This window comes from Algoriphagus persicinus, assembly GCF_035156415.1.
Lineage (GTDB): Bacteria > Bacteroidota > Bacteroidia > Cytophagales > Cyclobacteriaceae > Algoriphagus > Algoriphagus persicinus.
Map to the genome: position 1 here is coordinate 78683 of NZ_JAYEEY010000013.1, position 23904 is coordinate 102586.

The 23904-nt window shown below is 41.7% G+C and carries 23 protein-coding genes, 1 pseudogene and 1 riboswitch; of the genes and pseudogenes, 13 read left to right on the plus strand and 11 right to left on the minus strand.

What is annotated here, in order from left to right; translation table 11 throughout:
• The first annotated feature begins 115 nt into the window (after nucleotides 1-115).
• The 4 genes from U3A58_RS11850 to U3A58_RS11865 are packed head-to-tail and all read left to right on the plus strand — an operon-like array spanning nucleotide 116 to nucleotide 3653.
• On the plus strand, nucleotides 116-1291 hold the full coding sequence (locus U3A58_RS11850) for a hybrid sensor histidine kinase/response regulator (RefSeq protein WP_323823638.1): 1176 nt from the start codon (nucleotides 116-118) through the stop codon (nucleotides 1289-1291).
• Nucleotides 1292-1293: 2 nt separating this feature from the next.
• A complete protein-coding gene (locus U3A58_RS11855) occupies nucleotides 1294-1926 on the plus strand; it encodes an ABC transporter ATP-binding protein (RefSeq protein ID WP_323823639.1) in 633 nt (210 codons plus the stop codon).
• On the plus strand, nucleotides 1923-3185 hold the full coding sequence (locus tag U3A58_RS11860) for an ABC transporter permease (protein WP_323823640.1): 1263 nt from the start codon (nucleotides 1923-1925) through the stop codon (nucleotides 3183-3185). Before U3A58_RS11855 ends, U3A58_RS11860 begins: the two co-directional genes overlap by 4 nt.
• Nucleotides 3186-3221: 36 nt before the next feature.
• Complete coding sequence (locus U3A58_RS11865) at nucleotides 3222-3653, plus strand: hypothetical protein (protein ID WP_323823641.1); 432 nt, start codon at nucleotides 3222-3224, stop codon at nucleotides 3651-3653.
• A 232-nt stretch (nucleotides 3654-3885) separates the two neighbouring features.
• On the opposite strand, the gene U3A58_RS11870 is transcribed toward U3A58_RS11865, so the two are convergent.
• A complete protein-coding gene (locus tag U3A58_RS11870) occupies nucleotides 3886-4707 on the minus strand; it encodes an aminotransferase class IV (RefSeq protein ID WP_323823642.1) in 822 nt (273 codons plus the stop codon).
• Between the two features lie 128 nt (nucleotides 4708-4835).
• On the opposite strand from U3A58_RS11870, the gene U3A58_RS11875 reads away from it, so the two are divergent.
• Nucleotides 4836-5255: a hypothetical protein gene (locus U3A58_RS11875; protein WP_323823643.1), complete on the plus strand. Its 420-nt coding sequence runs from the start codon at nucleotides 4836-4838 to the stop codon at nucleotides 5253-5255.
• On the opposite strand, the gene U3A58_RS11880 is transcribed toward U3A58_RS11875, so the two are convergent.
• The 3 genes from U3A58_RS11880 to U3A58_RS11890 are packed head-to-tail and all read right to left on the minus strand — an operon-like array spanning nucleotide 5256 to nucleotide 6885.
• A complete protein-coding gene (locus tag U3A58_RS11880) occupies nucleotides 5256-5696 on the minus strand; it encodes a c-type cytochrome (protein ID WP_323823644.1) in 441 nt (146 codons plus the stop codon).
• Complete coding sequence (locus U3A58_RS11885) at nucleotides 5693-6343, minus strand: SCO family protein (protein WP_323823645.1); 651 nt, start codon at nucleotides 6341-6343, stop codon at nucleotides 5693-5695. Before U3A58_RS11885 ends, U3A58_RS11880 begins: the two co-directional genes overlap by 4 nt.
• Complete coding sequence (locus tag U3A58_RS11890; RefSeq protein WP_323823646.1) at nucleotides 6340-6885, minus strand: CopD family protein; 546 nt, start codon at nucleotides 6883-6885, stop codon at nucleotides 6340-6342. The genes U3A58_RS11885 and U3A58_RS11890 overlap by 4 nt, the downstream gene beginning before the upstream one ends.
• 52 nt (nucleotides 6886-6937) lie before the next feature.
• Between U3A58_RS11890 and U3A58_RS11895 the strand changes: the two genes are divergently transcribed.
• From U3A58_RS11895 to U3A58_RS11905, 3 genes are all read left to right on the plus strand, one after another.
• Nucleotides 6938-7345 (plus strand): hypothetical protein, encoded by a 408-nt coding sequence (locus tag U3A58_RS11895; RefSeq protein WP_323823647.1) that lies wholly within the window; start codon nucleotides 6938-6940, stop codon nucleotides 7343-7345.
• On the plus strand, nucleotides 7342-8343 hold the full coding sequence (meaB, locus tag U3A58_RS11900; RefSeq protein WP_323823648.1) for a methylmalonyl Co-A mutase-associated GTPase MeaB: 1002 nt from the start codon (nucleotides 7342-7344) through the stop codon (nucleotides 8341-8343). The genes U3A58_RS11895 and meaB overlap by 4 nt, the downstream gene beginning before the upstream one ends.
• Before the next feature lie 205 nt (nucleotides 8344-8548).
• Entirely contained in the window at nucleotides 8549-8905 is a 357-nt protein-coding gene (locus tag U3A58_RS11905) for a PdaC/SigV domain-containing protein (protein WP_323823649.1), read from the plus strand.
• 1 nt (nucleotide 8906) lies between these two features.
• Here U3A58_RS11905 and U3A58_RS11910 read toward each other — a convergent pair whose 3' ends face one another.
• From U3A58_RS11910 to U3A58_RS11920, 3 genes are all read right to left on the minus strand, one after another.
• A complete protein-coding gene (locus U3A58_RS11910; protein ID WP_323823650.1) occupies nucleotides 8907-10025 on the minus strand; it encodes an ATP-binding protein in 1119 nt (372 codons plus the stop codon).
• Nucleotides 10026-10242: 217 nt separating this feature from the next.
• Nucleotides 10243-11292: a YncE family protein gene (locus U3A58_RS11915; protein ID WP_323823651.1), complete on the minus strand. Its 1050-nt coding sequence runs from the start codon at nucleotides 11290-11292 to the stop codon at nucleotides 10243-10245.
• Nucleotides 11293-11388: 96 nt separating this feature from the next.
• A complete protein-coding gene (locus U3A58_RS11920) occupies nucleotides 11389-13245 on the minus strand; it encodes a TonB-dependent receptor (protein ID WP_323823652.1) in 1857 nt (618 codons plus the stop codon).
• 113 nt (nucleotides 13246-13358) lie between these two features.
• A riboswitch (cobalamin riboswitch) is annotated at nucleotides 13359-13573 on the minus strand.
• Nucleotides 13574-13672: 99 nt separating this feature from the next.
• Between U3A58_RS11920 and U3A58_RS11925 the strand changes: the two genes are divergently transcribed.
• Genes U3A58_RS11925 through U3A58_RS11935 form a run of 3 tightly spaced genes read left to right on the plus strand, consistent with a single transcriptional unit; the run spans nucleotide 13673 to nucleotide 16829 of the window.
• On the plus strand, nucleotides 13673-14833 hold the full coding sequence (locus U3A58_RS11925) for an ABC transporter substrate-binding protein (protein WP_323823653.1): 1161 nt from the start codon (nucleotides 13673-13675) through the stop codon (nucleotides 14831-14833).
• The gene (locus U3A58_RS11930) at nucleotides 14820-15851 is read left to right on the plus strand and encodes an iron ABC transporter permease (RefSeq protein ID WP_323823654.1); all 1032 of its coding nucleotides are present in this window, start codon (nucleotides 14820-14822) and stop codon (nucleotides 15849-15851) included. The genes U3A58_RS11925 and U3A58_RS11930 overlap by 14 nt, the downstream gene beginning before the upstream one ends.
• Before the next feature lie 3 nt (nucleotides 15852-15854).
• A complete protein-coding gene (locus tag U3A58_RS11935) occupies nucleotides 15855-16829 on the plus strand; it encodes an ABC transporter ATP-binding protein (RefSeq protein ID WP_323823655.1) in 975 nt (324 codons plus the stop codon).
• Between the two features lie 83 nt (nucleotides 16830-16912).
• On the opposite strand, the pseudogene U3A58_RS11940 reads toward U3A58_RS11935, so the two are convergent.
• Both U3A58_RS11940 and U3A58_RS11945 read right to left on the minus strand, forming a co-directional pair.
• Nucleotides 16913-17218: pseudogene (locus U3A58_RS11940) on the minus strand (type II toxin-antitoxin system PemK/MazF family toxin); the annotation flags it as partial.
• Between the two features lie 19 nt (nucleotides 17219-17237).
• Nucleotides 17238-17477 carry a hypothetical protein gene (locus U3A58_RS11945; protein ID WP_323823656.1) on the minus strand — a complete coding sequence of 80 codons (240 nt, stop codon included), beginning with the start codon at nucleotides 17475-17477 and terminating at the stop codon, nucleotides 17238-17240.
• Between the two features lie 157 nt (nucleotides 17478-17634).
• Between U3A58_RS11945 and U3A58_RS11950 the strand changes: the two genes are divergently transcribed.
• A complete protein-coding gene (locus U3A58_RS11950; protein ID WP_323823657.1) occupies nucleotides 17635-19128 on the plus strand; it encodes a DUF5687 family protein in 1494 nt (497 codons plus the stop codon).
• The gene (locus U3A58_RS11955; protein ID WP_323823658.1) at nucleotides 19125-19820 is read left to right on the plus strand and encodes an ABC transporter ATP-binding protein; all 696 of its coding nucleotides are present in this window, start codon (nucleotides 19125-19127) and stop codon (nucleotides 19818-19820) included. The genes U3A58_RS11950 and U3A58_RS11955 overlap by 4 nt, the downstream gene beginning before the upstream one ends.
• A 247-nt stretch (nucleotides 19821-20067) precedes the next feature.
• Here the strand turns inward: U3A58_RS11955 and U3A58_RS11960 are convergent, their stop codons facing one another.
• Nucleotides 20068-21852: an efflux RND transporter periplasmic adaptor subunit gene (locus tag U3A58_RS11960; RefSeq protein WP_323823659.1), complete on the minus strand. Its 1785-nt coding sequence runs from the start codon at nucleotides 21850-21852 to the stop codon at nucleotides 20068-20070.
• Between the two features lies 1 nt (nucleotide 21853).
• Nucleotides 21854-23902 carry a copper-translocating P-type ATPase gene (locus U3A58_RS11965; RefSeq protein ID WP_416377300.1) on the minus strand — a complete coding sequence of 683 codons (2049 nt, stop codon included), beginning with the start codon at nucleotides 23900-23902 and terminating at the stop codon, nucleotides 21854-21856.
• Between the last annotated feature and the right edge of the window lie 2 nt (nucleotides 23903-23904).

Sequence of the window (23904 nt, forward strand, 5' to 3'; positions counted from 1 at the left end):
AAATAGTGCCTAAAGAGAAAGTCCTTTTGCGAAGCAATTGTTCTATTTCCGCTTGCCTGACGCATATTTTTTATATTTTCGATTCAAATTAGATTTATTACAGCCACCATGATCTATGTTTAGCCTTAAAATTCTCATCGTTGAAGACGATCCGGTTTCAGCTCTTTTGCTGCAGCGAGCACTCGAAAAAAGCAGACACGAAATACTTGGAATAGCAGATTCAGGAGAAAAGGCTCTTGATATTTTGTCCGAAAATCATGCCGACATGGTGATGATGGATATCAATTTGGCGGGTGAATTGGATGGGATAAAGACCACCGAAATCATCAATGATATTTATGATATTCCGGTAGTGTACCTGAGCGCAAGTTCTGATGCTGAGACACTTAATAAGGTGGTGGGGACCAACCCAAGTGCCTATGTGATCAAACCATTTAATATCCGTGAGTTAAACATGGTGATTGAATTGGCCATCTATAAAGACCGTAAGGAAAAAGAACTTCAAAAGCTCAATAATGAGCTGGAAGAGAAAGTAAAGCAACGTACGTTAGAGCTTTACAATGCCAATAAGGAGCTTACTAAAGCATTGGAAAAGGAGCGGGAAATCAATGAACTGAAATCTAGAATTGTGCTGAACGTTTCGCACGGCTTCAAAACTCCACTGACTTCCATTCTTAGTTCGGCGCAATTACTTCAGATTTATGCGGAAAAGGATCATCCTTTCAAGCTGAAGATTACCAAGCATGCGTTCAAAATTGAGAATTCGGTAAGAGCATTGAACAATTTGCTGACCAGTGTCCTGTTTTTTGGCAAGGCTGATGCGGATAAGATGGACTTCAAACCTAAAAAGATGTTTTTAGGAGCTTTCGTCAAAGAAGTACTTGACACAGTCAATGCAGGAAAGGAAAATGACGTTAAAATCAAGCCTGAATTAATCAATCTCCCAAAAGTGATTACCTCAGATAGTGAACTTTTGTATCAGATTTTCGAGAATCTTTTGTCAAATGGAGTGAAATATTCTAAGGATGGTCAAGAAGTGATTTTTAAGATTGAATATTCAGATAATAAATTGATAGGTACCATCCGTGATGAAGGAATTGGTATTCCTCAAGCTGAGCAAGACCAGCTTTTTGAGCGCTTTTTCAGAGCAAAAAATGTCGGGATTGTGGAAGGGTCAGGCCTGGGTCTTTCTATCGTGAAAAAATGTGTCGATGTTTTGAAAGGAGAAGTTAGCTTTGAAAGTAATACGAAAAAAGGCACAACATTTAGAGTAGAAATCCCGGTTAGTTAATCATGCTTTTTGAATCAAGAAATTTAAAATACAGGCATCCGGGCCAAAATCCAATAAATTTCCCCGACATCTCTTTGCCCCCTGGAGAATGTATGCTTGTACTCGGGAATTCAGGTTCAGGCAAGACTACTTTGTTGAATTTACTAGCAGGCATGTTAAGGCCAGAGGCAGGTGAAGTGAAGTTGGCGGGGCGGGGCTTAGGCACCATGAAAGAAGAGGAGTTGGATTTGTTTCGAGGCAAAGAGATCGGAATTGTCTTTCAAAAACCACATCTTCTCGCAGCGCTGAATGTCAAAGAGAATCTGCAAATGGCTCATTTTTTCGGCAAGGAGAAGGGACAAAATATTGAACAATTGTTGGGTGAATTGGGCTTGGGAAGCAAAGCTAAATCTTCCGTGCTGACCTTGAGTGAAGGAGAAGCACAGCGCGTGTCCATTGCACGGGCATTGGCAAATAGACCGAAGTTAATTCTCGCAGATGAGCCAACTTCAAGCTTAGATGATGATAATACTGAAAAAGTCATCAACCTACTTAAGAATCAAGCCACCAAGATCGGCGCGGCATTGATCATAGTCACTCACGATCAACGCGTCAAAGCCCATATTCCCAACTTTGTAGAAGTAAAAACGGCGTGAATTTATTTAAACTCAGTTGGAAATATTTAACATTCAGACCGCTTTCCACTGGCTTGAATGTGTTTTTGCTTGCTCTTGGATTGGCTATTATCACGGTGCTGCTACTTATTCAGGATCAGTTGGAGAAGAAGATGACCCAGGATGCAGCTGGGATTGACTTGGTAGTGGGGGCAAAGGGAAGTCCGCTGCAGTTGATTCTCGCAGGTGTTTATCATATTGATTTTCCTACAGGAAATATCCCGATGGATGAAGCACAGAAACTTTCTAGAAATCGACTGGTAAAAAATAGTATTCCTATGGCTTTGGGAGATAATCACCAAGGATTCAGAATTGTAGGGACCAACCATGATTATCCAGCACTTTACCAAGCTAAACTCCAAAGCGGTGTACTTTGGGTAAAGCCATTTGAAGTAGTTTTAGGAGCAGAAGTTGCAGAGAAGTCTAATTATAAAGTTGGAGATGAGTTCATAGGGAGTCATGGCATCAGCGTAGGGAGTCATGAGCATGATGCCAATAACTTCAAAGTAGTTGGAGTATTGGAGCGAAAAGGCAATGTCCTTGACCGTTTGATTTTGACTAGTGTGGAGTCTATCTGGTACACGCACGATGAAGGAGCCACTATGACACCGGATTCTACCACAAATCACGTAGCACATCAGGAGGTAGCTTTTTCAGATTCAGTAGCTACGAAGGGCTTCCCAATTACCACTGAATCCAGAGAATTGACCACGGTTTTGATCCAATATAGAAATCCAATGGCAGCGATCCAGCTTCCTCGGTTAATCAATTCCGGTACTTCTATGCAGGCAGCTTCGCCTTCATTTGAGATGTCCCGACTTTTCGAATTACTTGGGGTGGGAATTACCCTCTTGAAGGGGCTAGCCGTGGTGATCATAGGGATTTCGGGACTTGGGATATTTATTGCGCTGTACAATTCTCTCAAGGAAAGAAAATACGATCTGGCAATTCTGCGTGTACTTGGAGCTTCTAGAAGGCAGCTGTTACTTTTGATTTTTTTAGAAGGAATTATGCTGACATTTCTTGGGGCAATTCTCGGGATATTGCTGGGTCATACCTTTCTTGCAGTGATTATTTCGCAGAATGAGCAAGGAGTAGTCGGGACCCTTCAGCCATGGATTTTCCTCCAGCAAGAACTTTGGATAGTAGTTTATGCGTTAGTGGTGGGAGTTTTGGCTTCTATTATTCCGGCTCTTGCGGCATATCAAACAAGTATTGCAAAGCAATTAACAAAAGTCTAACTAGCGACTGATTAAAAAACTGAATAGATGATAAAGATGAAAATAGCCCTTTTGGTAGTTTTGGGGATGATTTTGGGACAAGCGTCCCTTTTGGCACAAAGTACAAATGTCTGGAAAAATCTTTCTGAAGTCACCTATAAAATCTCCGAAGATCAATATGGTGAACTCTATGTTCCTGTCTTCTCTGAGAATATCACCAAAATGGTAGGTAAAGTAGTGGAGGCAGATGGCTACATTATCCCATTTGAAGGCATGTTCAAGCCTGAGCATATCATCCTTTCCAGCTTGCCTTTGGCAGAATGCTTCTTTTGCGGTTCTGGTGGCCCAGAGACAGTGATGGAAGTAGATTTGGCATCGCCAATCAAATACACATCCAATAGAGTGCGGGTACGCGGAACGCTCACACTGAATAGCAAGGATCCTGAGAAACTCATGTATATTTTGACAAACGGGACCTTGGTGAATTAAGGGACTTTTGCTGGAGGTTGTTTTAACCGCTGAGATCGCAGAGTTTTTCGCTGAGATCACAACTTATGATTTAACTCTTCTCCACTAAAAAAAAATTAAATGGTTCAAGCCTACCTTCCGTCTTTGACTACTAAAAATTCTCAAAAATCATATTCAAAACAAGGTGTTTAACTTTCAAAAAGATTTGTAGGCTGTCAATTCTTGCGTGTTTTTTAGTCTAAGAAGTTTCACCCTAACAGCAAAGCTCTTTTTCCAATTCACGGAATTTCTCTAAAAGGCCAAGTGCTATTGGCCCTGGTTTTCCTGAGCCTATTTCACGTTCATCAATTTGAGTTACGGGAAGTAGCACCTTGGTGGTACTTGTAATGAATGCCTCATCAGCATTCAAAGCCTCTTGCATACTGACAGGCCTGATTTGTACGTCTCCGGCCAATTCTATCACATGTTTACGGGTAATTCCCATCAGGACATGTGCATCAGGAGTGCTGATAATTTCATTCTTTACGATGAAAAAATTGCTTCTGGAGCTCTCACTTACGGTACCGTTCCAATGATAAAGAACATCTTCAGCTCTTGCATCTTTCCAGCGCATGCTATCCCAGACTGGCAAGGCATAATTCGTGGTTTTGATTTCTGCTATTGGACGCACATATTCAAGAGAGAGCAATTTGATGCCTTTGTCATACTTCTCTTGAGCGGGGAAAATCAACGATTCGGCAAAGAGGAATAACTTACCTTTTGCAGGGGAAAAGTGATTTGGGGACACACCACCACTCAATATCATCCGAATTCCCCCTTCTTTGAGATGGTTTTTCTCGATCAGTTCATGAATTACCGCTTTCAATTCTGCCCGGGAATAGTCCAGTGGCAAAAAGGTTTTTTCTGCTGACGCAAAAAATCTATCAAGGTAACTGTCAAGAAAAAGTGGCTTAAAATTGACCGTTCGGAAAAAATCAAAAATCCCATATCCTCGGATTAAACCTAAGTCCATAGGATGAATCGTAGCTTTTTCAGAAGAGATAATTTGCCCATCGGCAAAGCAAAATGGTTTCATGATGTTGGGATTTAAGAGCAGCTAAAATTAACAGCTCTAGCCGAATAAATCACATTCTAATGGGATCTTACTTTATACTACTATATCTAGATTAAATAGTAACTTTGAGGCATATTAATGAAGTAATTATGAAGCGAACAATTCTATTTTTAATTTTGACCTCATTTTTATTGGTAAATGCCTGTGGCCCAAAGAGTCCGAGTGAAAATGAAAAACTCCGTGAGGAGGTAATTGCAGTTCATGATGAGGTAATGCCAAAAATGGGAAAGCTGAAATCACTAGAACGCCAAGCTCTTGAAAAGGCGGAGGAACTAAAAAGCCAAAATCCAATGGATTCAACAAAAGTAGAAGCATATGAGGCTCTCGGATACGATCTTAATCGTGCTCATGAGGCGATGTTTGAATGGATGCATCAATACGATCCGCTGGATGGAAAGAAATCTGATGAGGAACTCAAACAATATCTAGAACACCAGATGGTGCTGGTGTCTGCGGTAAATGTAGAAATGAAGGAAGCGTTGGCAAAAGCCGAAGCGCTTCTGAAATAGTCAGAAATTTGGTTTTTCCTGAAGATATTTTTCCACCTGCTTTGAAGTGATTTTTCCCTCCCTCATTCCCCAGATATTGTAGAGATACGTGCTTATCTGGGAAATTTCCAAAGGAGTGAGTTTTGGGCTAGCTGGCATGGGTTGATTATATACTTGTCCATTTACTACTATTTCTCCCTCTTGGCCGTGCTTCATAATCCATATTGCGTGGTGTATACTCTCCTTGAAATAATCTGCATCCCGCAATGGAGGAATCAACTTTCCTAATCCAAAACCGTCATTTTGATGGCAATTGCCACAATGATTTTCATAGATGGTTTTGCCTTCGACGGCATATTTCATCACCTCAGGGTCTTCTATTTGCGAAAGCGTGTTTTCCTCACTAGAACTTTTTGGGCTACATGCTGCAGCAAGGAGCAGGATGACCAGATACTTTTTCATTCTCCCAAAATCTTTGGAATATCTACCATCAGTTGACCTACCTGATCTGATTTGGTTCCGTCATAAACCCCTCTGATATGTCCATTTTGATCGATTAGTAGAAAAGCTCCTGAGTGCAAAAATCCCCCAGGCTCATCCTGATCAGCCTGGGCAGTAGTGATGTAGCTTGTTTGACCTAGCTCGTAAATTTTTTCTGCATTTCCAGTGAGAAAACTCCAGGTTTTAGCATTCTCTACCCCCAATTTTTGAGCATATTCTTTCAATACCTCTACGGTGTCATGAGTTGGATCAATGGTATGACTCAGGATTTTGAAGTTCGGGTTATCACCGAATTTTTCATAAACACGAAGCATTTCTTTCTTCATAATTGGGCAGATGGTGGGGCAGGTTGTGAAAAAGAAATCAGCCACATATACTTTTCCGTCCACCGATGCATTGTTCACAGTTTCTCCATCTTGGTTGGTGAATGAAAAATCCGCGATTTTATGGTAAACGGTATCCTGTACTAGCTTTCCATCAACTGTTTTTTCATCTATATGCCAATTTCCAAGTTTTGGGAGAGGAGTGTTTTTTTCTCCAGCAGGTTTGCACTGTGAAAATAAGAATAAGATCAGAACTAGAGAAAGGACCGAAAACGTCGTTTTCATGGTAATTTGGATTTATTTCTAAATTTTTTGTAAAGTCTGATAGCAAGCATGAGTGTGATCCCAAGTGTAATCAGCCCAGCCAAGCCCCATACCATACTCATCGTGCTTTTTAGTACAATCAGAAAGACGATAGCGAAAAGTAACAGCGTGGAAGCTTCATTCCATATCCTCAACTGTGTGGAAGTCCATCGGGTTCGGCCAGCTTGAAGTTCTTTGAAGAGTTTGTGACACCAGAGATGATAGCCATATAGTAAGATTACAAATCCTAGTTTGGCATGCATAAAGCCCATTTCCAGATACCCCATGCGCTGACTTAATACCCAGGTGCCAAAGATCAAGGTAAGAACTGCAGAAGGCCAGGTGATGATATACCAGAGACGTGAAGCCATCATATCCAATTGGGGTTTGAGGATGTTACGCTCCGCCTCAGGACGCTCCATTGCTTCAGTCTGATAGATGAATAATCGAACGATATAAAATAGCCCTGCAAACCAGGTGACTACAAAAATGATGTGAAGTGCTTTGAGGTACTCGAAAGTCATTCTCGGAATTTTCGACTAAATTAAGGCCTAATCTTTATAACCGCACTAATTTTTGAAAAGCTCTAAAATCATTTTCTGGATTATCGCCCTTATTGTGGCAGGACTTGTTGTTTATATTTTCATGGAGTCACTTTCTCAGCCAGGAATAGAGCGATTTGAAGGAAAATTTAAGGAGTTGTCAAGCTATAGAAATGAAAACAATACTGGCCCAGTGGTGCGAGTGTATGCCATACAGGCTTTAGATAGTTCTAAGGAATGGATGCAAGGATATGGAGATGCCATGCCCCATACAAAATACGGTAGGACAGTGGTGTTCTTTTTCTCCAGTGATATAGATCAGCAAATCAACTTGTCTCCGACTGATCCCTACTTCATGGAAGATATGCAGTCTTATGTGATAGCTACTTACCAAAAAAGTCCGATGGGAGATGTAAGTTTTACCAATGGGTATCCTAAATGAAAAAGCGCTTCACTCTTAACGAATACAAAGAAGGAGTGCTAGCCGGTGACAGAACTAAGCTCAGCCAGGCAATCACACTTGCAGAAAGCGCACTGGAAAGTGATTTGGCATTAGCTTCGGATTTGGTGCAAGAGGTTTTGCCATTTACCGGCAAGTCTATCAGAATTGGAATTACCGGAGTGCCTGGAGTTGGGAAAAGCACTTTTATTGAAGCTTTCGGTCAGCTACTCCTGGAGCAAGGGAAGTCCGTGGCTGTATTGGCAGTGGATCCTTCGAGCCAAAAAAGTAGGGGAAGTATTCTTGGCGACAAAACCCGCATGGAAAAGCTGGCCGGAGATAAGCGGGCTTTTATTCGTCCCAGCCCGACGGGAGGTGCCCTTGGAGGGGTTAGTTCCAAGACTAGAGAAGCGATGTTGCTTTGCGAATCAGCGGGATTTGAGGTGATTTTGGTGGAGACGGTGGGAGTGGGGCAATCAGAAACAGCAGTGAAGGGTATGGTGGATTTCTTTCTTTTGCTGATGCTGGCAGGAGCTGGTGATGAGCTGCAGGGGATCAAAAAAGGGATAATGGAAATGGCCGATGGCCTAGTGATACACAAGGCAGATGGAGCGAATGTATCAGAAGCCAACAAAGCAAAAGTAACTTATTCCAATGCATTGCATCTATTTCCTTTGGGGGAAAATGGTTGGACGCCAAAAGTTCTCATAGGGTCTTCCCACACCAAAGAAGGACTGAACCAAGTGCTGGAAATGATAAAAGATTTTCAAGAAAGATTAGTCTTGAATGGATTTTGGGAGAAAAATAGAGCTGATCAACGACTCAACTGGCTAGATGAAAGTATAGAACACCTTCTTGGGAAAGCATTTTATCAAAATAAAAAGATAGCAGAAAGCCTAGGTCAATCGAGGGAGAAAGTAAAATTGGGAGAAATTAGTCCCCTGACTTTGGCCAGAGAATTGACAGACTCATTCTTTAGAAAGATTAATATATCTCAATGAGAAAGCATTTGATCTGGATTTTTGCATTGACAATTGCATGTGCGGAATCAAAAACTACAAGTGAAAATCCACTAGAGTTTTCGACGAAGAAGTTTGAAAAAGAGCTTTGGTAGATGAAGAGTGCAGTAAATTGTCAATTTCCTATCCTTTTACTAGTGGAAGCGCTACTGCTGACAGTATCAACGATCACATTTAGAATCAGCTTATGGCTTATTTCCAATCAGATTCGGTTGGTAGTGATTTGACCCAGCGAGCAGATATTTTTCTGAACTCGTATAAAGAATTTAAGGAGGATTCCCCAGAAGCTCCCGGTGCTTGGGTGGTGGAGGTTGAAGCTGAAGTGAGCTACGAATCAGAAGAAACGATCTGTATTTTTTTCACTGAATACAATTTTTCTGGAGGAGCTCATCCCAATTCCAGCCGCTATTATCTGAGTTTTGATCGGAATACAGGAGAATATTTGAGTTTGGATCGTGTGATTTTGGATCAAAATAAAATGCTGGCACTCGCCGAACTTGCATTTCGAAACTACCATGATGTCAAAGGCATAGTGAGAGAGTAATTTACCCTATAAAACTCCTGAAATTTTCTCTATGAATTAAACTGTATTCTGCCTTATAGGTATCTCTGAATGATGATGGGATTGAGAATTTTGAATCAGGATTCCATTTGAATTCATACGCATTTAATTTACCGTCTTTTTCTTCGAGGTAATCAAGTTCTTGTTGGTTTTTGGTTCGCCAGAAATAGCTATTGACTTTTACTCCTTCATATTCTAAATATTTTAACCTTTCGGCCATCAGGAAATTTTCCCACAAAGCCCCAATATCGTTTCTTAATGCAAGTGGTTGCAGATTTTTGATCAACGCATTACGTACACCATTGTCATAAAAATATATTTTCTTATTCATCTTGATCTCTTTGCGTAGATTTCTGCTGAAGGTTCCCATTCGATAAATGACATAGGCTTGTTCTAGCAAATCAATATAGCTAATGACAGTTTTGACATCAACTTGAAGAGATCTCGATAGTTCATTGTAGGAAACTTCACTTCCCATCTGAAAAGCCAAAAGTTGCAGGAGTCGAAAGATTATATCTTGTTTTTTGATGATGCCCAAGGCCAGCACATCTTTATAGAGATAGCTTTCTGTGAGTTCGTATAGTAACGTTTCTTGGTCACTTACATTTGTAATAATTTCCGGATAGAACCCATAGACTAGCCGATTGGGTAAATCCTGTTCCGCGGCAATAAATCCTACATTCTGCTCGAATTCTTTCCAGCTGATAGGATAGAGATGAAATGTAGTCTTTCTTCCTGTAAGAGGTTCCTGAGTTAAGCCTGATAATTCAAAAGAAGATGAGCCGCTCAGGATAAGTCTTACATCCTGGATTTGATCGTGAATTATTTTTGCAGTGGGCCCTATGTTCTCGATTCGCTGTGCCTCATCTAAGAATACATATTTATTATTGCCGAGAATTGACTTGATCTGCATCGTATTTGGCGTATCTAAAAGGCGCCTGATGGTAGGGTCGTCTCCATCCAAAAAGAGGTAATCTTTTCCAGCCAGTAAATCATTTACAAGAGTAGTTTTACCTACTTGCCTAGGGCCAATTAAGAGGATCACCTTTTTCCGGTCTAGATTTTCAGAAAGGTTCTGAAAGTGCAATCGATTAAATTTCATGAATAAAAATACGATATTTATGGAATACAATCCACAAAAAGCCGTCTTTTTATGGATTTAGATCCATAAAAGTCTATTATATCATGAGAATATTTTCGATGTCATCAAAAAAGCCACTGAAAAAATCAATTTACAATGGCTTTTAAATGGATAAATTTGGGAAACTAGTAGCTTGATTTAATGGGGACTAATCTTTCGATCTTCCAATTTTAACATTTCAATAAACCAAGAATCCAGATGGTCCTCTTCCTGCTTCAAAGCTCCTGATTACCGAACCCGTCTCAGAAAGTATAGTTACCGTACCATTTCCTTGAAAACCATTGGAATTGGATACATAAATTTGATCTAAGTTGCCGTCATAGCCTATTCCATAGAATCCTGAGCCCGTCATCAATTCTGTGACGGTAGCAGCATTTCCTTCGATGCTGACACTGACTACTGCATCCTTGTAATCAGGCCATCCTGAGCTGGTCAACAGATACATTTTGTCATCTCCATCGAATGCAATTCTGCTGGTAGCATTCGCCACCGGTACTGTGTACATGCTTCCCAATGTCAGGCTGCCAAGATTTAAGGTATAGAAAATCACCTCATCTGCCCCCACTGCATACACCCAAAGAATCCCGTCTTCAGCATAGAATTGACGGGGAGAAGCATCTAAATCCATTGTAGCGATTACAGCTTCTTGAGTCACGTCTATGACTTCGATTTTGTTTTCTTCAGAGCCGGCGACGATGATGTAGTTTCCGTAGGAGAAAAGATCCTCTGGCTTGTTAGATACCTCAATTTTCTTAGAAACTACGCCGCCATCAAGACCATTCACCAGGGCTATATAGGAATCCGGTGTAGCATAGCTAGCATTATAAGGGCCATAGTCACTGATGAAAAGCTTACTTCCGTTCACTGCCAGAGATCGTGGCTGATCCAATTCTGCAGCCACAGCCCCTAAGCTTTTGAAATTCGATGGATTCACAATTTCTACTTTCCCGGTGTTGGCGACCAGATAAAGTCTGTCTGCCTCCAGTACCATGTCTTCCAGCAAACCTGCGAAAGGGCGAGAATTCTCTGCTTCGAAAATGTTGGGAAGAAGTTCTTCCGTAGTTGGATTCAGATGATATACTTCCCCGTCATTAGTTCCGAAGTTACCTTCGTTCATGACCAAAATACCATTGTTGTACTTTCCTAAAGGTTTTTCCTCACCGCTGTCGGAACAGGCAAAGGATACTGTGATCAGAGCAGAAGCCCAGAGTAGTTGGTTTAATTTCATGTTTAAGTTTTTTTTTGGTGAACCCGATAGCTATCGTGAGGAATCTCGCATTACGGATAATTATCCCTCCGTGTGTCGCCTGCGACATGCTCGTTTTCATAATAGTATGGATAAATTGAATTGATAAGATCTTCCTGGCATAGCTCTCAGGTAGAGCACTTGATAGTCTGTATTGAGTACATTGTTGAGTTGAAAACTTACGGGAAAGTGAAGCTTGCCAAGCTTAAGTCTCTCATAGCCTAGTCCGAAATTGAAGAGTTGAAATGATGGCATCATACGGGGATTATCAGACGTGACGGATCTTTCCCCCACTAAATACGTCCCTATGTAGGAAGTAAATCCTGATTTTTTTACTTGGAATTTTCCATTGGCTTGGTGCTGCGGTGTGTAGGGTAGCTGCTTACCAATGGACTGGTCATTCTCGTCCGCTCCATTGGTAGTTATAGCCTTGGAGAATGTATATGAAGTGGTCAACTCCCAGTTCCATGATCCAAGATCACCAGACAATCGTCCTTGATATTCTAAGCCTTGGTTGCTGACTTTCTTGATGTTTTCGGGAGTCCAGTAGCTTCCTTTTGGTAGCCAAATGATCCAATTGTTCACCGACATTTTGTAATAGGTCAAGCCCTGAGTCCAATTGAGTTTTCCTTTGCCGTTCCAAGTCAAGCCGATTTCTCCGCTCCAACTTTCCTCTGGCAGTAGATTGGGATTGCCTCCGGGATTCCAAAATCGATCATTAAGCGTGGGAACCTTAAAGCCTTTTCCTAGGGAAGTTTTTAGCTGTAAGGATTGAGAGTTTGTGTTCCAAAAGCTCCAATCCATTCCCAGATTTGGAGTGAAGGGAGCGAAGGTGCCTGAATAAACTAATTGGCGAAGGTTTAATGCAAAAAATAGATTCTCTGTGGCTGAAAATTTCGTGCTATGATACAATTCGATTCGTTCATCATCAGCTTTGTAAGTGCTTAGATCTCCTTGCGTTAGCGTGTATCTAGCACCTAGTTTAGAAGTCCATTTGCCAGAAATATCTTGATCCCAATCTCCCGCCAAGAAGTATTGCGTACTGTTGTTTTCACTGTCATTGAAAAGTTGCTCGTTTTTCACAAAACCAGTTTTCAGATTCCAAACTGACTTTTCCTCAAAATGAAAAAAGTCCACCACAGCTCTGTATGCCTGATCTTCCTGCAAATCGTTTGTGTGCGAACCCATTACTGGCTGGACTTCCCGATTGGTTTTATTCCACCAAAAAGCGGCTTTCACTTGATTATCGGCATTTAGGTTCCATGCCAAATCCTGAACAACTCCGATCTGCTCAAACTGTGCATGATCTTCTTTTACTTCTGGCGTTCCTATTCGTCCGAGATCGTTATAGCGGAAATTATTCTTCGAAAACTCACGGTAGACTTTGGTTTTGCTGCTGAAATTTTTCGAAGAGAATCCTGCAAATCCACTGGTGTTGAATAGACCAAAGCTGCCGATTTGTTGTGAAATTCTAGCTTGAAGACCTTTTCCAAATTCAGAATAAGTGCCCAAATGCACAGATCCGCCTATGGCTTCATTTCCAAATAGTGCTCCCGCATTTCCAAACTGCAAACTCACCTGATCGATGGCAGAAATTGGTAAAATCGACAAATCACTTTGCCCGAGTGAAGGGCTGTTGATCGGAAGGCCATTCCAAAAAACTGCCGTATGCCCGGACGAAGTACCACGAAAGGAAGGTGAAGCGATCATTCCGGCTCCGTATTGCCTCACGAAAACGGGCGATTGCTCCTGTAGGATGTCGCCAAGAGAACGGCCTTGGTAAGCTTGCAAATCCTTTTTGGCCAAGTTGATTACTTTTTGCCCTTGGGCAAATTGATCCAAAGCCGGCGCATAGACTTCCACTTCAGCCAATTTGACTGTGTCCTGAATTGGGCTATTAGCCACAAAAGAAAATACCCATACAAGCAAAAACATCCCTGATCGAATTAGTTTTAAATTCGATTCGGGCTTAAAGAGAAATGGGAAGAAGGGATCGAAGTCGATAAATCGACTCAGGTACGTTCTTCATTGCTTTTCCTCCGAAAGCACAGAATCAACAGAAATGGGCAGGTCTCCTGGCTCACCTTAATTTGCCGCCTTCTCATTCCGAATTCTTTGAGGAACAATGGCTTGGTTGACAAATTATTTGCGGAAAAATCCGCTCGGCTTACAGTTGCGGGGACAGCTTTGGTTTTACACCAAATTCCCTTTTAATCCCAAGAGCTCAGATGCGAGATTGGGAACCTATTTCAGCTGCAAAAGTAGATCGGGAAAGCTTAGAAAAAAAATCTGTTTGCTGACAAATTTTGGAAGTGGCGAAATCCCGAGCTTATTTTGGATTTCAATATCTCCAAGAATACCTGTGAAAAATCAACGATTTAGGCTCTTTATTACTGTAGTTTTTTTGATTGTAACCTATTCTTTTTCAGCGTGTAAGGATAGGAATGCAGGGGAAGCAAAAGAATTGGAAAGAGTAGTCCTGAGCTATGCTTCCGGATTTACTATTTCCCGGGGAAATAATTTTTGGGAGGTGGAAGTTACTCAGGCTTGGTCAGGTGCAGATAAGATTTTTAGCTATTTGATATTAGAGGAAAATGCCGAAAAACCAGCGGGAAGTTTTGATGCAATTATCCAGCTTCCTGTGAGGAAAGTTATCCTGACTTCGACCACACAGATTCCGCATCTGGACATGCTGAATGCGACGGACAAATTGGTCGGTTTTCCCAATCTGAATTTGATTTCTTCTAAAAAAACATGGGAGGTAATTGATGCTGGAAAAGTGGAGGACCTGGGCGCTGGGCCTTCGGCAAATACTGAAATGGTCATTGATTTGTCTCCTGATTGGATTATGATTTCTACTTTAGGTGATGATCTGAAATATTTGGATTTGCTGGAGCAAGCTGGGATTCCTGCAGTAATTAATGGGGAATATTTGGAGCAGCATCCGCTCGGCAGAGCTGAGTGGATCAAGTTTACGGGATTGCTTTTGGGGAAATATGAGGAGGCTAAAGCTGTGTTCGATAGGGTTGAAGATGATTATTTGGCGGCTGGGAAATTGGTCGGCGCTAGTATAGACTCTCTTCGTCCTACGGTGCTGAGCGGTGTGCTTTATCAGGATATTTGGTATGCTCCGGGAAGTGAGAGCTGGGGCGCAAAAATCCTCCAAAATGCTGGCGCAAGCTATATTTTCTCAGATCAAAAAGGAACCGGAAGTGTGCAATTGAATTATGAATTTGTGCTTGAAAATGCACTGGAAGCTGATTTTTGGATAGGTTCGGCTGATTTTTCTGATTTACAATCCATGGGAAATTCCGAACCTAGATACAAGGCTTTTAAGGCTTTCAAATCAGGAAATGTATTTTCTTACACACAGAAGCGTGGTAGAGAAGGAGGACTGGAATATTTTGAGTTGGGCTACATGCGACCGGATTTGATTCTAAAAGATCTGATCAAAATTCTTCATCCTGACTTACTTCCAGGTTATGAGTTGTATTTTTATCAACAACTCGATGAAAAAAAATAATCAGATTATCCTACTTTCCGCGGCTATTATTCTGTTGGTTTTGAGCTTTCTTCTTAACGTCAGCTTGGGCTCTGTATCTATAGCTACCAGTGAAATCCTGAAGGGTGTTTTTACCGGTGAATGGGTGAAAGAATCCCGTGAGCAGATTATTTTGAATTATAGATTCCCGAAGGCTTTGGTCGCAATCTTAGCGGGTATTGGTCTCAGCATCAGCGGACTTCAGATGCAGACTTTTTTCAGAAATCCGCTTGCTGGCCCTTTTGTGCTGGGGATTAGTTCTGGGGCAGGGCTAGGTGTTGCCATTTTAATGCTGGCTAGCTCAGCCTTTGGGTTTTCTGCTTTTGGCGGAACCATCAGTCCCTGGGCGATTGCGATTGCCGGGATAATTGGAGCTGGGTTGGTGTTGGCCACTGTGAGTTTAGTAGCTTGGAAAGTGCGAGATAGTATGACGCTATTGATCGTGGGTTTGATGTTTGGATCGGCTGTTTCAGCGATCATTTCTGTTCTGTCTTATTTTTCTGGTGCAGAAGCGTTGAAGTTATTTACCATTTGGTCTATGGGAAGTTTGGGAGGTTTGGTATGGGATCAGGTATGGGTTTTAGGTCTCGTTATTTTAATTGGACTGATTCCCGTAATCGTTTCGGTGAAGTCTTACAATGGAATGCTTCTAGGAGAAAGCTATGCGAAAAGTATGGGGATCAATCCAGATCGTTTGCGATGGTTGATGATTATCAGTACGGGATTATTGGCTGGGAGTGTTACGGCCTTTTGTGGGCCAATTGCATTTATTGGGATTGCTGTTCCGCACTTGGCCAGGATGGTTTGGAAAACTTCTGATCATCGGATTCTTTTCCCCGCTTCATCGCTGTTGGGTGCGAGTTTACTGCTCCTTTGTGATGCTGTTGGCCAGCTTCCGGGATCCGCTCAGACTTTACCGATCAATGCGGTAACTTCTCTGGTGGGAGCACCTATAGTGATTAGTTTAGTGCTTCGCAAAAACTTCAGCAAAGAATTTTAGGTTATGAAGAACGCATCAATCATAGGTGAAAATCTCAGTCTTGGCTACGCCAAAGGCAAAGTTCATAAGGAGATTCTAAGCGGATTGAACTTTGAGCTTTTTCAAGGTGAAATGTGCTGCTTGCTCGGGCCGAATGGTGTTGGTAAATCAACATTAGTAAAGGCTATTTTGGGTCAATTAAAACCGTTCGGAGGAGATATTTTGCTCTATAATAAGCCTATTGCTAATTTTTCCAGGGAAGCACTTTCTAAGGAGCTTTCAGTGGTGCTTACGGAGCCTTTTTTACCTGGGAATATGACTGTTGGACAGTTGGTGGCAATGGGGAGAATCCCGCATACGAGCTGGACAGGAAAGCTGCAGGAAGTGGACTTGTACGCAGTTCACAATGCGTTAGATGCCACTAAAATCTGGTATCTCAGGGATGAGCGATTGGGAGAAATCTCCGATGGGCAGAGGCAAAAAGCATTGATCGCGAGAGCGCTTGCTCAAGATGGAAAGGTGATGGTGTTGGATGAACCGACTGCTCATTTGGATCTGGTGAATAGATATGAAATCATGCACCTACTCCAGGAGATCTCAAAAAGTCAGGGAAAGTCAATTCTAGTGGTTACGCATGATTTGGAGATTGCTTTGGAAACAGCCGATCGGTTTTGGTTGATGAACTGTGGCACACCACTGGTCTCAGGGTTACCTGAGGATTTGGTGATTTCTGGAGAGATCAATCAGTTGTTGCCAGGTGAGAATTTTAGCTTTAGCATGGAAAAGGGCAGGATTGAATCTAAAATTGAAAGTATGAATTTTGATATTTCAGGCCCACGGGAACTTACTGTGTGGATAGAAAAGGCTCTTGAAAAAGCTGGGATCAACCAATTAGCAGAAGCGATTGAAGTCAGTAAAGATCCTTTTGCTATAAGCTATAAGCATCAGGTGTATAAAAATGTTGGAGAATTTGTGGAGAATTTGAAAAGCATCGTGTAACTGCATATAGGTTTTTACCACATAGAAAGAATAGGAAACATAATTTTTAAATCTTCCAATCTTCCAATTTTTCAATCTTGTAATTACAGATCCAAAATCGCCTTCACTTTACTTCTAAGCTCAGCAATTTCCTTTTGGCCTAACTCGCCAAGTTTTTCCAAAAACCTTCGATTGTCCAAAGCTCTGATTTGATAGATAAGAATCTCAGAGTCTTTTTCTAGTCCATAATTTCCTTGAGTGATGCCCACTCGAAGAATATTTTTCTTTGGTGTAAGCTGAGTAGTGAGTGGGCAAACAAGCGTCGAAGGATGGTCAACTTGATTGAGAAGGTTAGTTTGTATAATCACAACTGGCCGAATCTTGCCGGGCTCAGTTCCTTTTGAGGGATTTAGATTTGCTAGTCAGAGCTCAAACTGCTTCATCTTCTTCGATTAAAGCATCAAATACAGCGAGAATTTCTGATGAGCTTTCTTTGGCCAAGTTTGATGCTTCGGCAAATGAAGCACTTAATTTCTTCCGCTTTTGAAACTTGTTGTAAAATTCAAGCGCTTGATTGATGTAGCGGTTTCGAGCTACTTTTTTGTCCTTAAGAATCTCTTCTGTTTCCTCAAAGATATCTTTGTCTAGTTTTAAAGAGAGTGTTTTCATTGTCCTGTGAGTATATACTATAAATATATGCTAAATCTAAAAGGTTCATATAATTTCGTGTAGATTCAATCCATATTTATGGATTCTTAAGCGAAAAATCCTGTAGCTTTCCCTATATTTTGAGTTGAAATTAGACCCTACTTACTTTTGAGATTGTATGCTAGTTGAACTGATCCGTCTGGAATTCCTAAAAAGTTTCCGGTCCACGGCATTTGCTAAAAGCCTGATGGTGGCTATTTTTCTAGGATTCCTCGCGATTATGCTTTTGGGATATTTATTGATGGCTGGGTTATTTCTAAGTAGAATTATAGAGCAACTTGCTGAAGGACAGGATTCTATCCAAGTACTGAATGCTGGGCTGATCTTCTTCTTTCTTGCGGAATTTATGTATAGGTATTTTCTGCAAAAGCTCCCTGTGATTGAGTTGGAAAGTCTCTTGCACCTGCCGATTTCGAAGAAAAAAATCATGCATATGCTGTTGGGAAGATCATTTTTTTCCCCCTTGAGCATTATCGCTTTGTTGCTTTTTACTCCTTTTGCCTTTATGGAGATAGCAGGTCAATATGGTGATTTGGGTGCGATTTCTTGGCTAGGAGCGGTCGTGTTTATCAGCTGGACTTTACATTGGTTTATGCTTTGGTTCAAGCAGCGTTTTGAGGATAGTTTGATAGGAGTAGTGATTGTCTTTATTATTATTCTTTTAGGCGGAGGGTCTGCCTATATGGGTTGGTTTAATTTGGGCGAACTAGTGGCTCCGATTTTTACTTTTGCCATGGGGAGTTTTATCCCTTTGGCAGCCATGTTGGTTTTGTTTCTTGTCGGATATTACTTAGCATTTTCCTATTATCTGAACAATGCGTATCTGGAGGATTTGGCAAAAGAAGAGGAGATCCGATTTGTAAATCAATCGGTGGGATTCTTTTCCAGATTTGGTATGGCAGGAGAGTTGGCTAATTTGGAATGGAAGCTGATCATCCGTCACAAGAAGAGCAGGAGTTTCTTGATGCTGAGTGCCTTTTTCTTATTGTATGGGATGATTTTCTATGACAATCCTCAATACAATGATACTGGAGATGGCGGGTTTAGTTTCCTCTTTATCTTTGTGGGGGTTTTTATTACTGGGATATTCATGATCCAATATGGACAGCTTTTCTTAAGCTGGAACTCCGGCTATTTTGACTTTTTTCTTAGTCGAAAAGATGGAGTGAAAAATTTGGTGAGAGGCAAGTATCTTTTGCTAATTTCTATCTCTGTATTGTGCTTTTTGCTATCCATTCCCTATGTGTATTTTGGGTGGAAATTCTTGCTGATTCACTTAGCTACCTTCCTGTTCAATGCTGGTATAATGATCCATCTAATTATTTATTTGGCACTTTGGAAGCCGAAGCCCATGGATCTCAATAAAGGAGCAATGTTTAATTACGAGGGAGTCGGTGCAGCACAGTTTCTCATGATTATCCCGATGATGGTGGCTCCTTATGCAGTATATGTGCCTTTTGCCTTCATCTTCAATTCCTATGTAGGTCTGGCAGCACTAGGCACGATAGGGGTGGTAGGGATTTTATTCTTCAATAAACTTACTGCAGTTAATATTAACCGAGTATTGAAAAACCGATACGAAATTTCATCTTCATTCCGTCAAGAGTTATGATTCAAGTTACTGATCTCAAAAAGCAATATAAAGAAGTTGTCGTTCTCGATGTGGAGCGATTAGCAATACCAAAATCTGAGTGCTTTGGATTAGTTGGAAATAATGGCGCTGGAAAAACGACTTTGTTTAGGATTATGCTTGACCTCGTTCGTGCTTCACAAGGAAAGGTGGAAATAGATTCACAGGATGTGAGTAAATCTGAAGAGTGGAAGCGCACGACGGGCGCGTACCTGGACGAGCATATGCTATTGTCCTATCTGACTGCGGACGAATATTTTCAGACTCTACGCAAAATCTATGGTCTGTCCGAGGCTGATCTGCAATTGCACCTGGACAAATTTACTGAGTTATTCAATGAGGAGATTGTTGGCAAAAAAAAATACATCCGCGATCTATCCAAGGGTAACCTGAAAAAAGTGGGAGTCGCAGCGGCTATGATGGGGAATCCTGAAGTGGTCTTTCTGGATGAACCTTTTGAAAACTTGGATCCTAGCTCTCAGATTCGCCTGAAAAAATTGATTCTTCAGGAAAAGGGAAATTCTCAAGTTACCTTTTTAATATCCAGCCATGATTTGAATCATGTGACGGAGATCTGTGACCGAATTGTCTTACTTGAAAAGGGTAAAATCATCAATGACCTGAGAGATAAATCCGCGATGTTGGCTGAACTGGATGCTTATTTTACAGGCTGAACCACGGAAAACATGTTCATATAACTTTTAAAGTTGGACACGATAAAGAACATGTTCCATGCCCTACGACCGAAATATCCCCTTTTAATGACTTGCCTTTACTTCCTCCATCCAAGGAAGTGGAAGAAGATATTACGATTCTAAAAAAACTGGTTAACGCATCGGGTTCCTGGAGCTTCTTATAATTCTTGGGCCAGCCTGTATTTTATTTTTTAGGTTTATTTTATTTCCGGTTGCTATAGTTCTTTCAATTGAGTGTGGAGGTTACTTCTCCACAAGTGAGCATCGCCTGTCCATAATATGGGTTTATGACCTCTTTGGTGAAGCTCAACCAATCAGCTCCCTTATTCTCATTCGCCATGGGGCAATGCAGTACATAAAGTGTTTTATCATTAGGATTGAATGAAGTTTCTATCTCAATCATACTTTTGGAAACCTGTTGAAAAGGCTTTCTAATCTCCTCCAGCGTTTTAAAGTGCTCCACATGTTGCAGCGTGTTCTTTAAATCACTGCTCAGGCTCATCCAAACATTATGTGAATCTCCAGTAAACAAGGACATGTTTATGCCGTTAGCTAGCTTTAAAAATTTTGAGCCAGCTTCTTTTGCTTGATCTAAATTATCATTGGTCAACGCGTTTTTCATAGCCAGATATTCCGTAAACAGGGGCAGAAGGGACTCTTTAGCCTTTTGACTAACGGGAGCCTTTTTGGCCTCCTCTTTTTTCGGAGGTTCATTGGAGGCAGGCATTGTGCCATCACCATGGTTGTGTCCAGTCATCGCTGGGCCGCCTTCGGGGCTCATCATACTGGGCTTTCCGGCCAATTGTGCAGCAGCATCAATACTAAAGGTGCCATTTACAGCTATTTCTTCCCCTTCTTTCAGGCCACTTTCTATGATAAAGCTTTCACCTAGGGCAGGCCCTAAAACCACTTCTCGCATCGTAAAGCTCACTCCATTGCCGGTGGTGTTTTTTACATAGACTACCGAACGCTTGCCGGTCCACATTACGGCAGTTTTAGGGACCACCACATTATTTGATTTTATGGGGAGCTTCGCCGCTACTGTCCCTGAAGCAAACATCTCCGGTTTTAGGGTTAGCCCCTTGTTAGAGAATTCTACTCTAGCTTTGGCCACCCGTGTTTTAGGATCCATCACCGGATCAAGGAAAGTTATAGCACCATCAAATGTCTCACCGGGCAATGAGGCCACTGTAAAATTCACCTGATCACCTTTTTTGATCCAGGCCATATCCGATTCATACACATCAAACAGTACCCATACCTTTGATAGATCAGCGATCTCATAAATTGCCTCTCCTTTCTGAATGTAGTCGCCAAGGTTTACCATTTTCTCGGTTACATAGCCTGATACATCAGCCTGAACAGCAAACTCCTCTTTAGGAGTACCATTTTCTAAAATCTGCTCTACCTGGATTGCAGTTAGCTTCCAGTTTTTGAGTTTTTCTTTGGCAGAATTAAACAACTGAGGCTGTGTATCTTTGATTTTTTGAGCTTCAAATAATTCCTCTTGTGCCGTCACCAAATCCGGGGAATAGATATAGGCAATGGTCTGTCCCTTCTGCACAAACTCTCCGGTGAAATTGACAGTCAACTTTTCTATTCTCCCCGGTATATGGGAAGATTGGGAAAAAACCAGGCGTTCATCTTCCTGCACTTTTCCGTTCAGTCTTACCTGTTTTACCGGTTCCATGGTTCCCACAGCGGCAGTCTTGATATCAGCCAGCTGCATGGCCGTTGGGGACATGGATATCGCCATTGGGTCAAGTTCCGAATCTGTTGTTTCCAATGGAATTAAGTCCATTCCGCAAATTGGACAATTGCCGGGTTCGTTTTTTCGAATTTGTGGATGCATAGAGCAAGTCCATAAAGTTTCCAAATCGTTGCCTACGGAATGATTGTGTTCATCGTCATTTGTTTGAACAGACGTGCCGAAAAATAGCCATCCAAACAGCAATCCTATCACTAGGGTACTTAGCGCTACTATAGCTGTTGTTTTATTGAGCTTTTTCATATTATTTCTTCATTTGTCTTTTAAGTAATTGTGCGTTGATGGCTACTACCACGGTACTCAGGCTCATTAAAGCAGCACCAACTGCAGGGCTAAGAATGATGCCAACACCAGCCAATACGCCAGCAGCCAAAGGAACTGCCACGATGTTATATCCTGCTGCCCACCATAGGTTTTGCATCATTTTTTTATAGGTAGCTGTACCGAATAGAATCAAATTGGCAATGTCCTGTGGATTACTATTTACCAATATGATATCTGCGGTTTCGGCTGCTACATCCGTGCCTGATCCTACGGCAATACCCACATTGGCCTGTGCAAGTGCAGGCGCATCATTTACGCCATCACCGGTCATCGCTACAAACTCTCCTTTTTCCTGAAGTTCTTTAATGATGCGTTGCTTGTCTTCCGGAAGCACTTCTGCATAGTAGTCGTCCAGTGATAGTTGTTCGCTGACCGCTTTTGCTACCTGATGGTTGTCTCCTGTGGCCATCAATACTTTTATTCCTCTTTCTTTTAAGGTTTTAATTGCTGACAGTGATTCAGTCCTGATTTCATCTGCAAGAGCGATGAAGCCGGCTAATTTGTCGTCTATCAATATAAAAACCACCGTCTCATCTTCTGTTTTGAATGCATCAGATGGCATTTCCATACCCTGTTCCTTCAACATCCCCGGGCTTACGATTTTGATTTCCTGATCTTTTAAAGTTGCCTTTATTCCTTTTCCAGTGATGTTTTGGAAGTTTCTGGGTTCGTCTAATTCCAATCCTTCTGCTTTAGCTTTCTTGACGATTCCCCCGGCTATTGGGTGTTCGGAACTGTTTTCTATAGAAGCTGCGATTTGTAATAATTCATTGTCTGAGTATTTTTCGGAGGTGCTCTTGAAACGGGTTACTCCAAACTCTCCTTTGGTCAGCGTACCTGTTTTGTCAAAAATGATGGCCGATATTTTCCGTGCATTCTCAAAGGCTGTTCTGTTGCGAATGAGTAACCCATTTTTTGCTGAAACTGCTGTAGAAATGGCTACCACCAAAGGCACGGCCAGCCCTAATGCATGGGGACATGAAATAATCATCACCGTCACCATTCGTTCGAGTGCATACTCAAAGTCTTTTCCCAGACTTAGCCAAACAATCAGTGTAGTAATCCCTGCACCCAGGGCAATGTAGAATAACCATGAGGCTGCTTTATCAGCCAGGTTTTGGGTTTTGGATTTGGTCTTCTGAGCTTCCTTGACCATGCCGATCACTTTGGTCAGATAGGAGTCTTCTCCAATGTGCTTAACCTTGATTTTTAAAGTACCATTGTCATTCACTGAACCGCCAATCACCTGATCGTCCTTGTGTTTTGACACGGGTTTCGATTCTCCGGTAAGCATAGATTCGTTCACATGACTTTCTCCTTCTATTACGGTTCCATCCGCAGGGACTTTTTCGCCCGGCCGTACCAGAATCATGTCATTGCTTTGCAAGTCTTCAATAGACACATCTTCATGCTCCCCGTCCTCTTTGATTCTTCGGGCTGTGGAAGGCATCATTTTGGCGAGTTCCTGAAGTGCATTAGATGCACCCATAACCGACTTCATTTCTATCCAGTGGCCTAAAAGCATAATCACGATCAGGCTTGCCAATTCCCAAAAGAAGATTTTGCCACCAAGACCAAAGACCACTGCCGAGCTGTAGAAGTAAGCGACTGAAATAGCCAGAGCAATCAAAGTCATCATGCCCGGAGCTTTCTTTTTCACTTCATCCACCATTCCTTTCAGAAATGGCCATCCACCATAAAAGAAGATGATAGAAGAAAGCACAAACTGTGCGTAGCGGTCACCATTGAAGCGAAGTTCATAACCCAGCAGTTCCTGAATCATCGGAGCAAGCACAACTATTGGGATTGTTATGATCAATGAAATCCAGAAACGCTTCTTAAAATCTTCGATCATCATGGCATGATGGTCGTGGTGATCATGTCCAGTGTGATTATGATTTGAATCTTTCATGTGAGACTTTTGACGGTCATTATGGTGCTGATGGTTTTCGTGATTATGCTTTTCCATGA

Coding starts and splice junctions, on each gene's coding strand:
- U3A58_RS11930 (WP_323823654.1), top strand. CDS start 14,820: ATGAAAAAAAATAATCAGATTATCCTACTTTCCGCGGCTATTATTCTG.
- U3A58_RS11865 (WP_323823641.1), top strand. CDS start 3,222: ATGAAAATAGCCCTTTTGGTAGTTTTGGGGATGATTTTGGGACAAGCG.
- U3A58_RS11950 (WP_323823657.1), top strand. CDS start 17,635: ATGCTAGTTGAACTGATCCGTCTGGAATTCCTAAAAAGTTTCCGGTCC.
- U3A58_RS11880 (WP_323823644.1), bottom strand. CDS start 5,696: ATGAAAAAGTATCTGGTCATCCTGCTCCTTGCTGCAGCATGTAGCCCA.
- U3A58_RS11935 (WP_323823655.1), top strand. CDS start 15,855: ATGAAGAACGCATCAATCATAGGTGAAAATCTCAGTCTTGGCTACGCC.
- U3A58_RS11885 (WP_323823645.1), bottom strand. CDS start 6,343: ATGAAAACGACGTTTTCGGTCCTTTCTCTAGTTCTGATCTTATTCTTA.
- U3A58_RS11870 (WP_323823642.1), bottom strand. CDS start 4,707: ATGAAACCATTTTGCTTTGCCGATGGGCAAATTATCTCTTCTGAAAAA.
- U3A58_RS11850 (WP_323823638.1), top strand. CDS start 116: ATGTTTAGCCTTAAAATTCTCATCGTTGAAGACGATCCGGTTTCAGCT.
- U3A58_RS11855 (WP_323823639.1), top strand. CDS start 1,294: ATGCTTTTTGAATCAAGAAATTTAAAATACAGGCATCCGGGCCAAAAT.
- U3A58_RS11960 (WP_323823659.1), bottom strand. CDS start 21,852: ATGAAAAAGCTCAATAAAACAACAGCTATAGTAGCGCTAAGTACCCTA.
- U3A58_RS11945 (WP_323823656.1), bottom strand. CDS start 17,477: ATGAAAACACTCTCTTTAAAACTAGACAAAGATATCTTTGAGGAAACA.
- U3A58_RS11965 (WP_416377300.1), bottom strand. CDS start 23,902: ATGGAAAAGCATAATCACGAAAACCATCAGCACCATAATGACCGTCAA.
- U3A58_RS11875 (WP_323823643.1), top strand. CDS start 4,836: ATGAAGCGAACAATTCTATTTTTAATTTTGACCTCATTTTTATTGGTA.
- U3A58_RS11955 (WP_323823658.1), top strand. CDS start 19,125: ATGATTCAAGTTACTGATCTCAAAAAGCAATATAAAGAAGTTGTCGTT.
- meaB (WP_323823648.1), top strand. CDS start 7,342: ATGAAAAAGCGCTTCACTCTTAACGAATACAAAGAAGGAGTGCTAGCC.
- U3A58_RS11920 (WP_323823652.1), bottom strand. CDS start 13,245: ATGTTTTTGCTTGTATGGGTATTTTCTTTTGTGGCTAATAGCCCAATT.
- U3A58_RS11890 (WP_323823646.1), bottom strand. CDS start 6,885: ATGACTTTCGAGTACCTCAAAGCACTTCACATCATTTTTGTAGTCACC.
- U3A58_RS11915 (WP_323823651.1), bottom strand. CDS start 11,292: ATGAAATTAAACCAACTACTCTGGGCTTCTGCTCTGATCACAGTATCC.
- U3A58_RS11910 (WP_323823650.1), bottom strand. CDS start 10,025: ATGAAATTTAATCGATTGCACTTTCAGAACCTTTCTGAAAATCTAGAC.
- U3A58_RS11905 (WP_323823649.1), top strand. CDS start 8,549: ATGGCTTATTTCCAATCAGATTCGGTTGGTAGTGATTTGACCCAGCGA.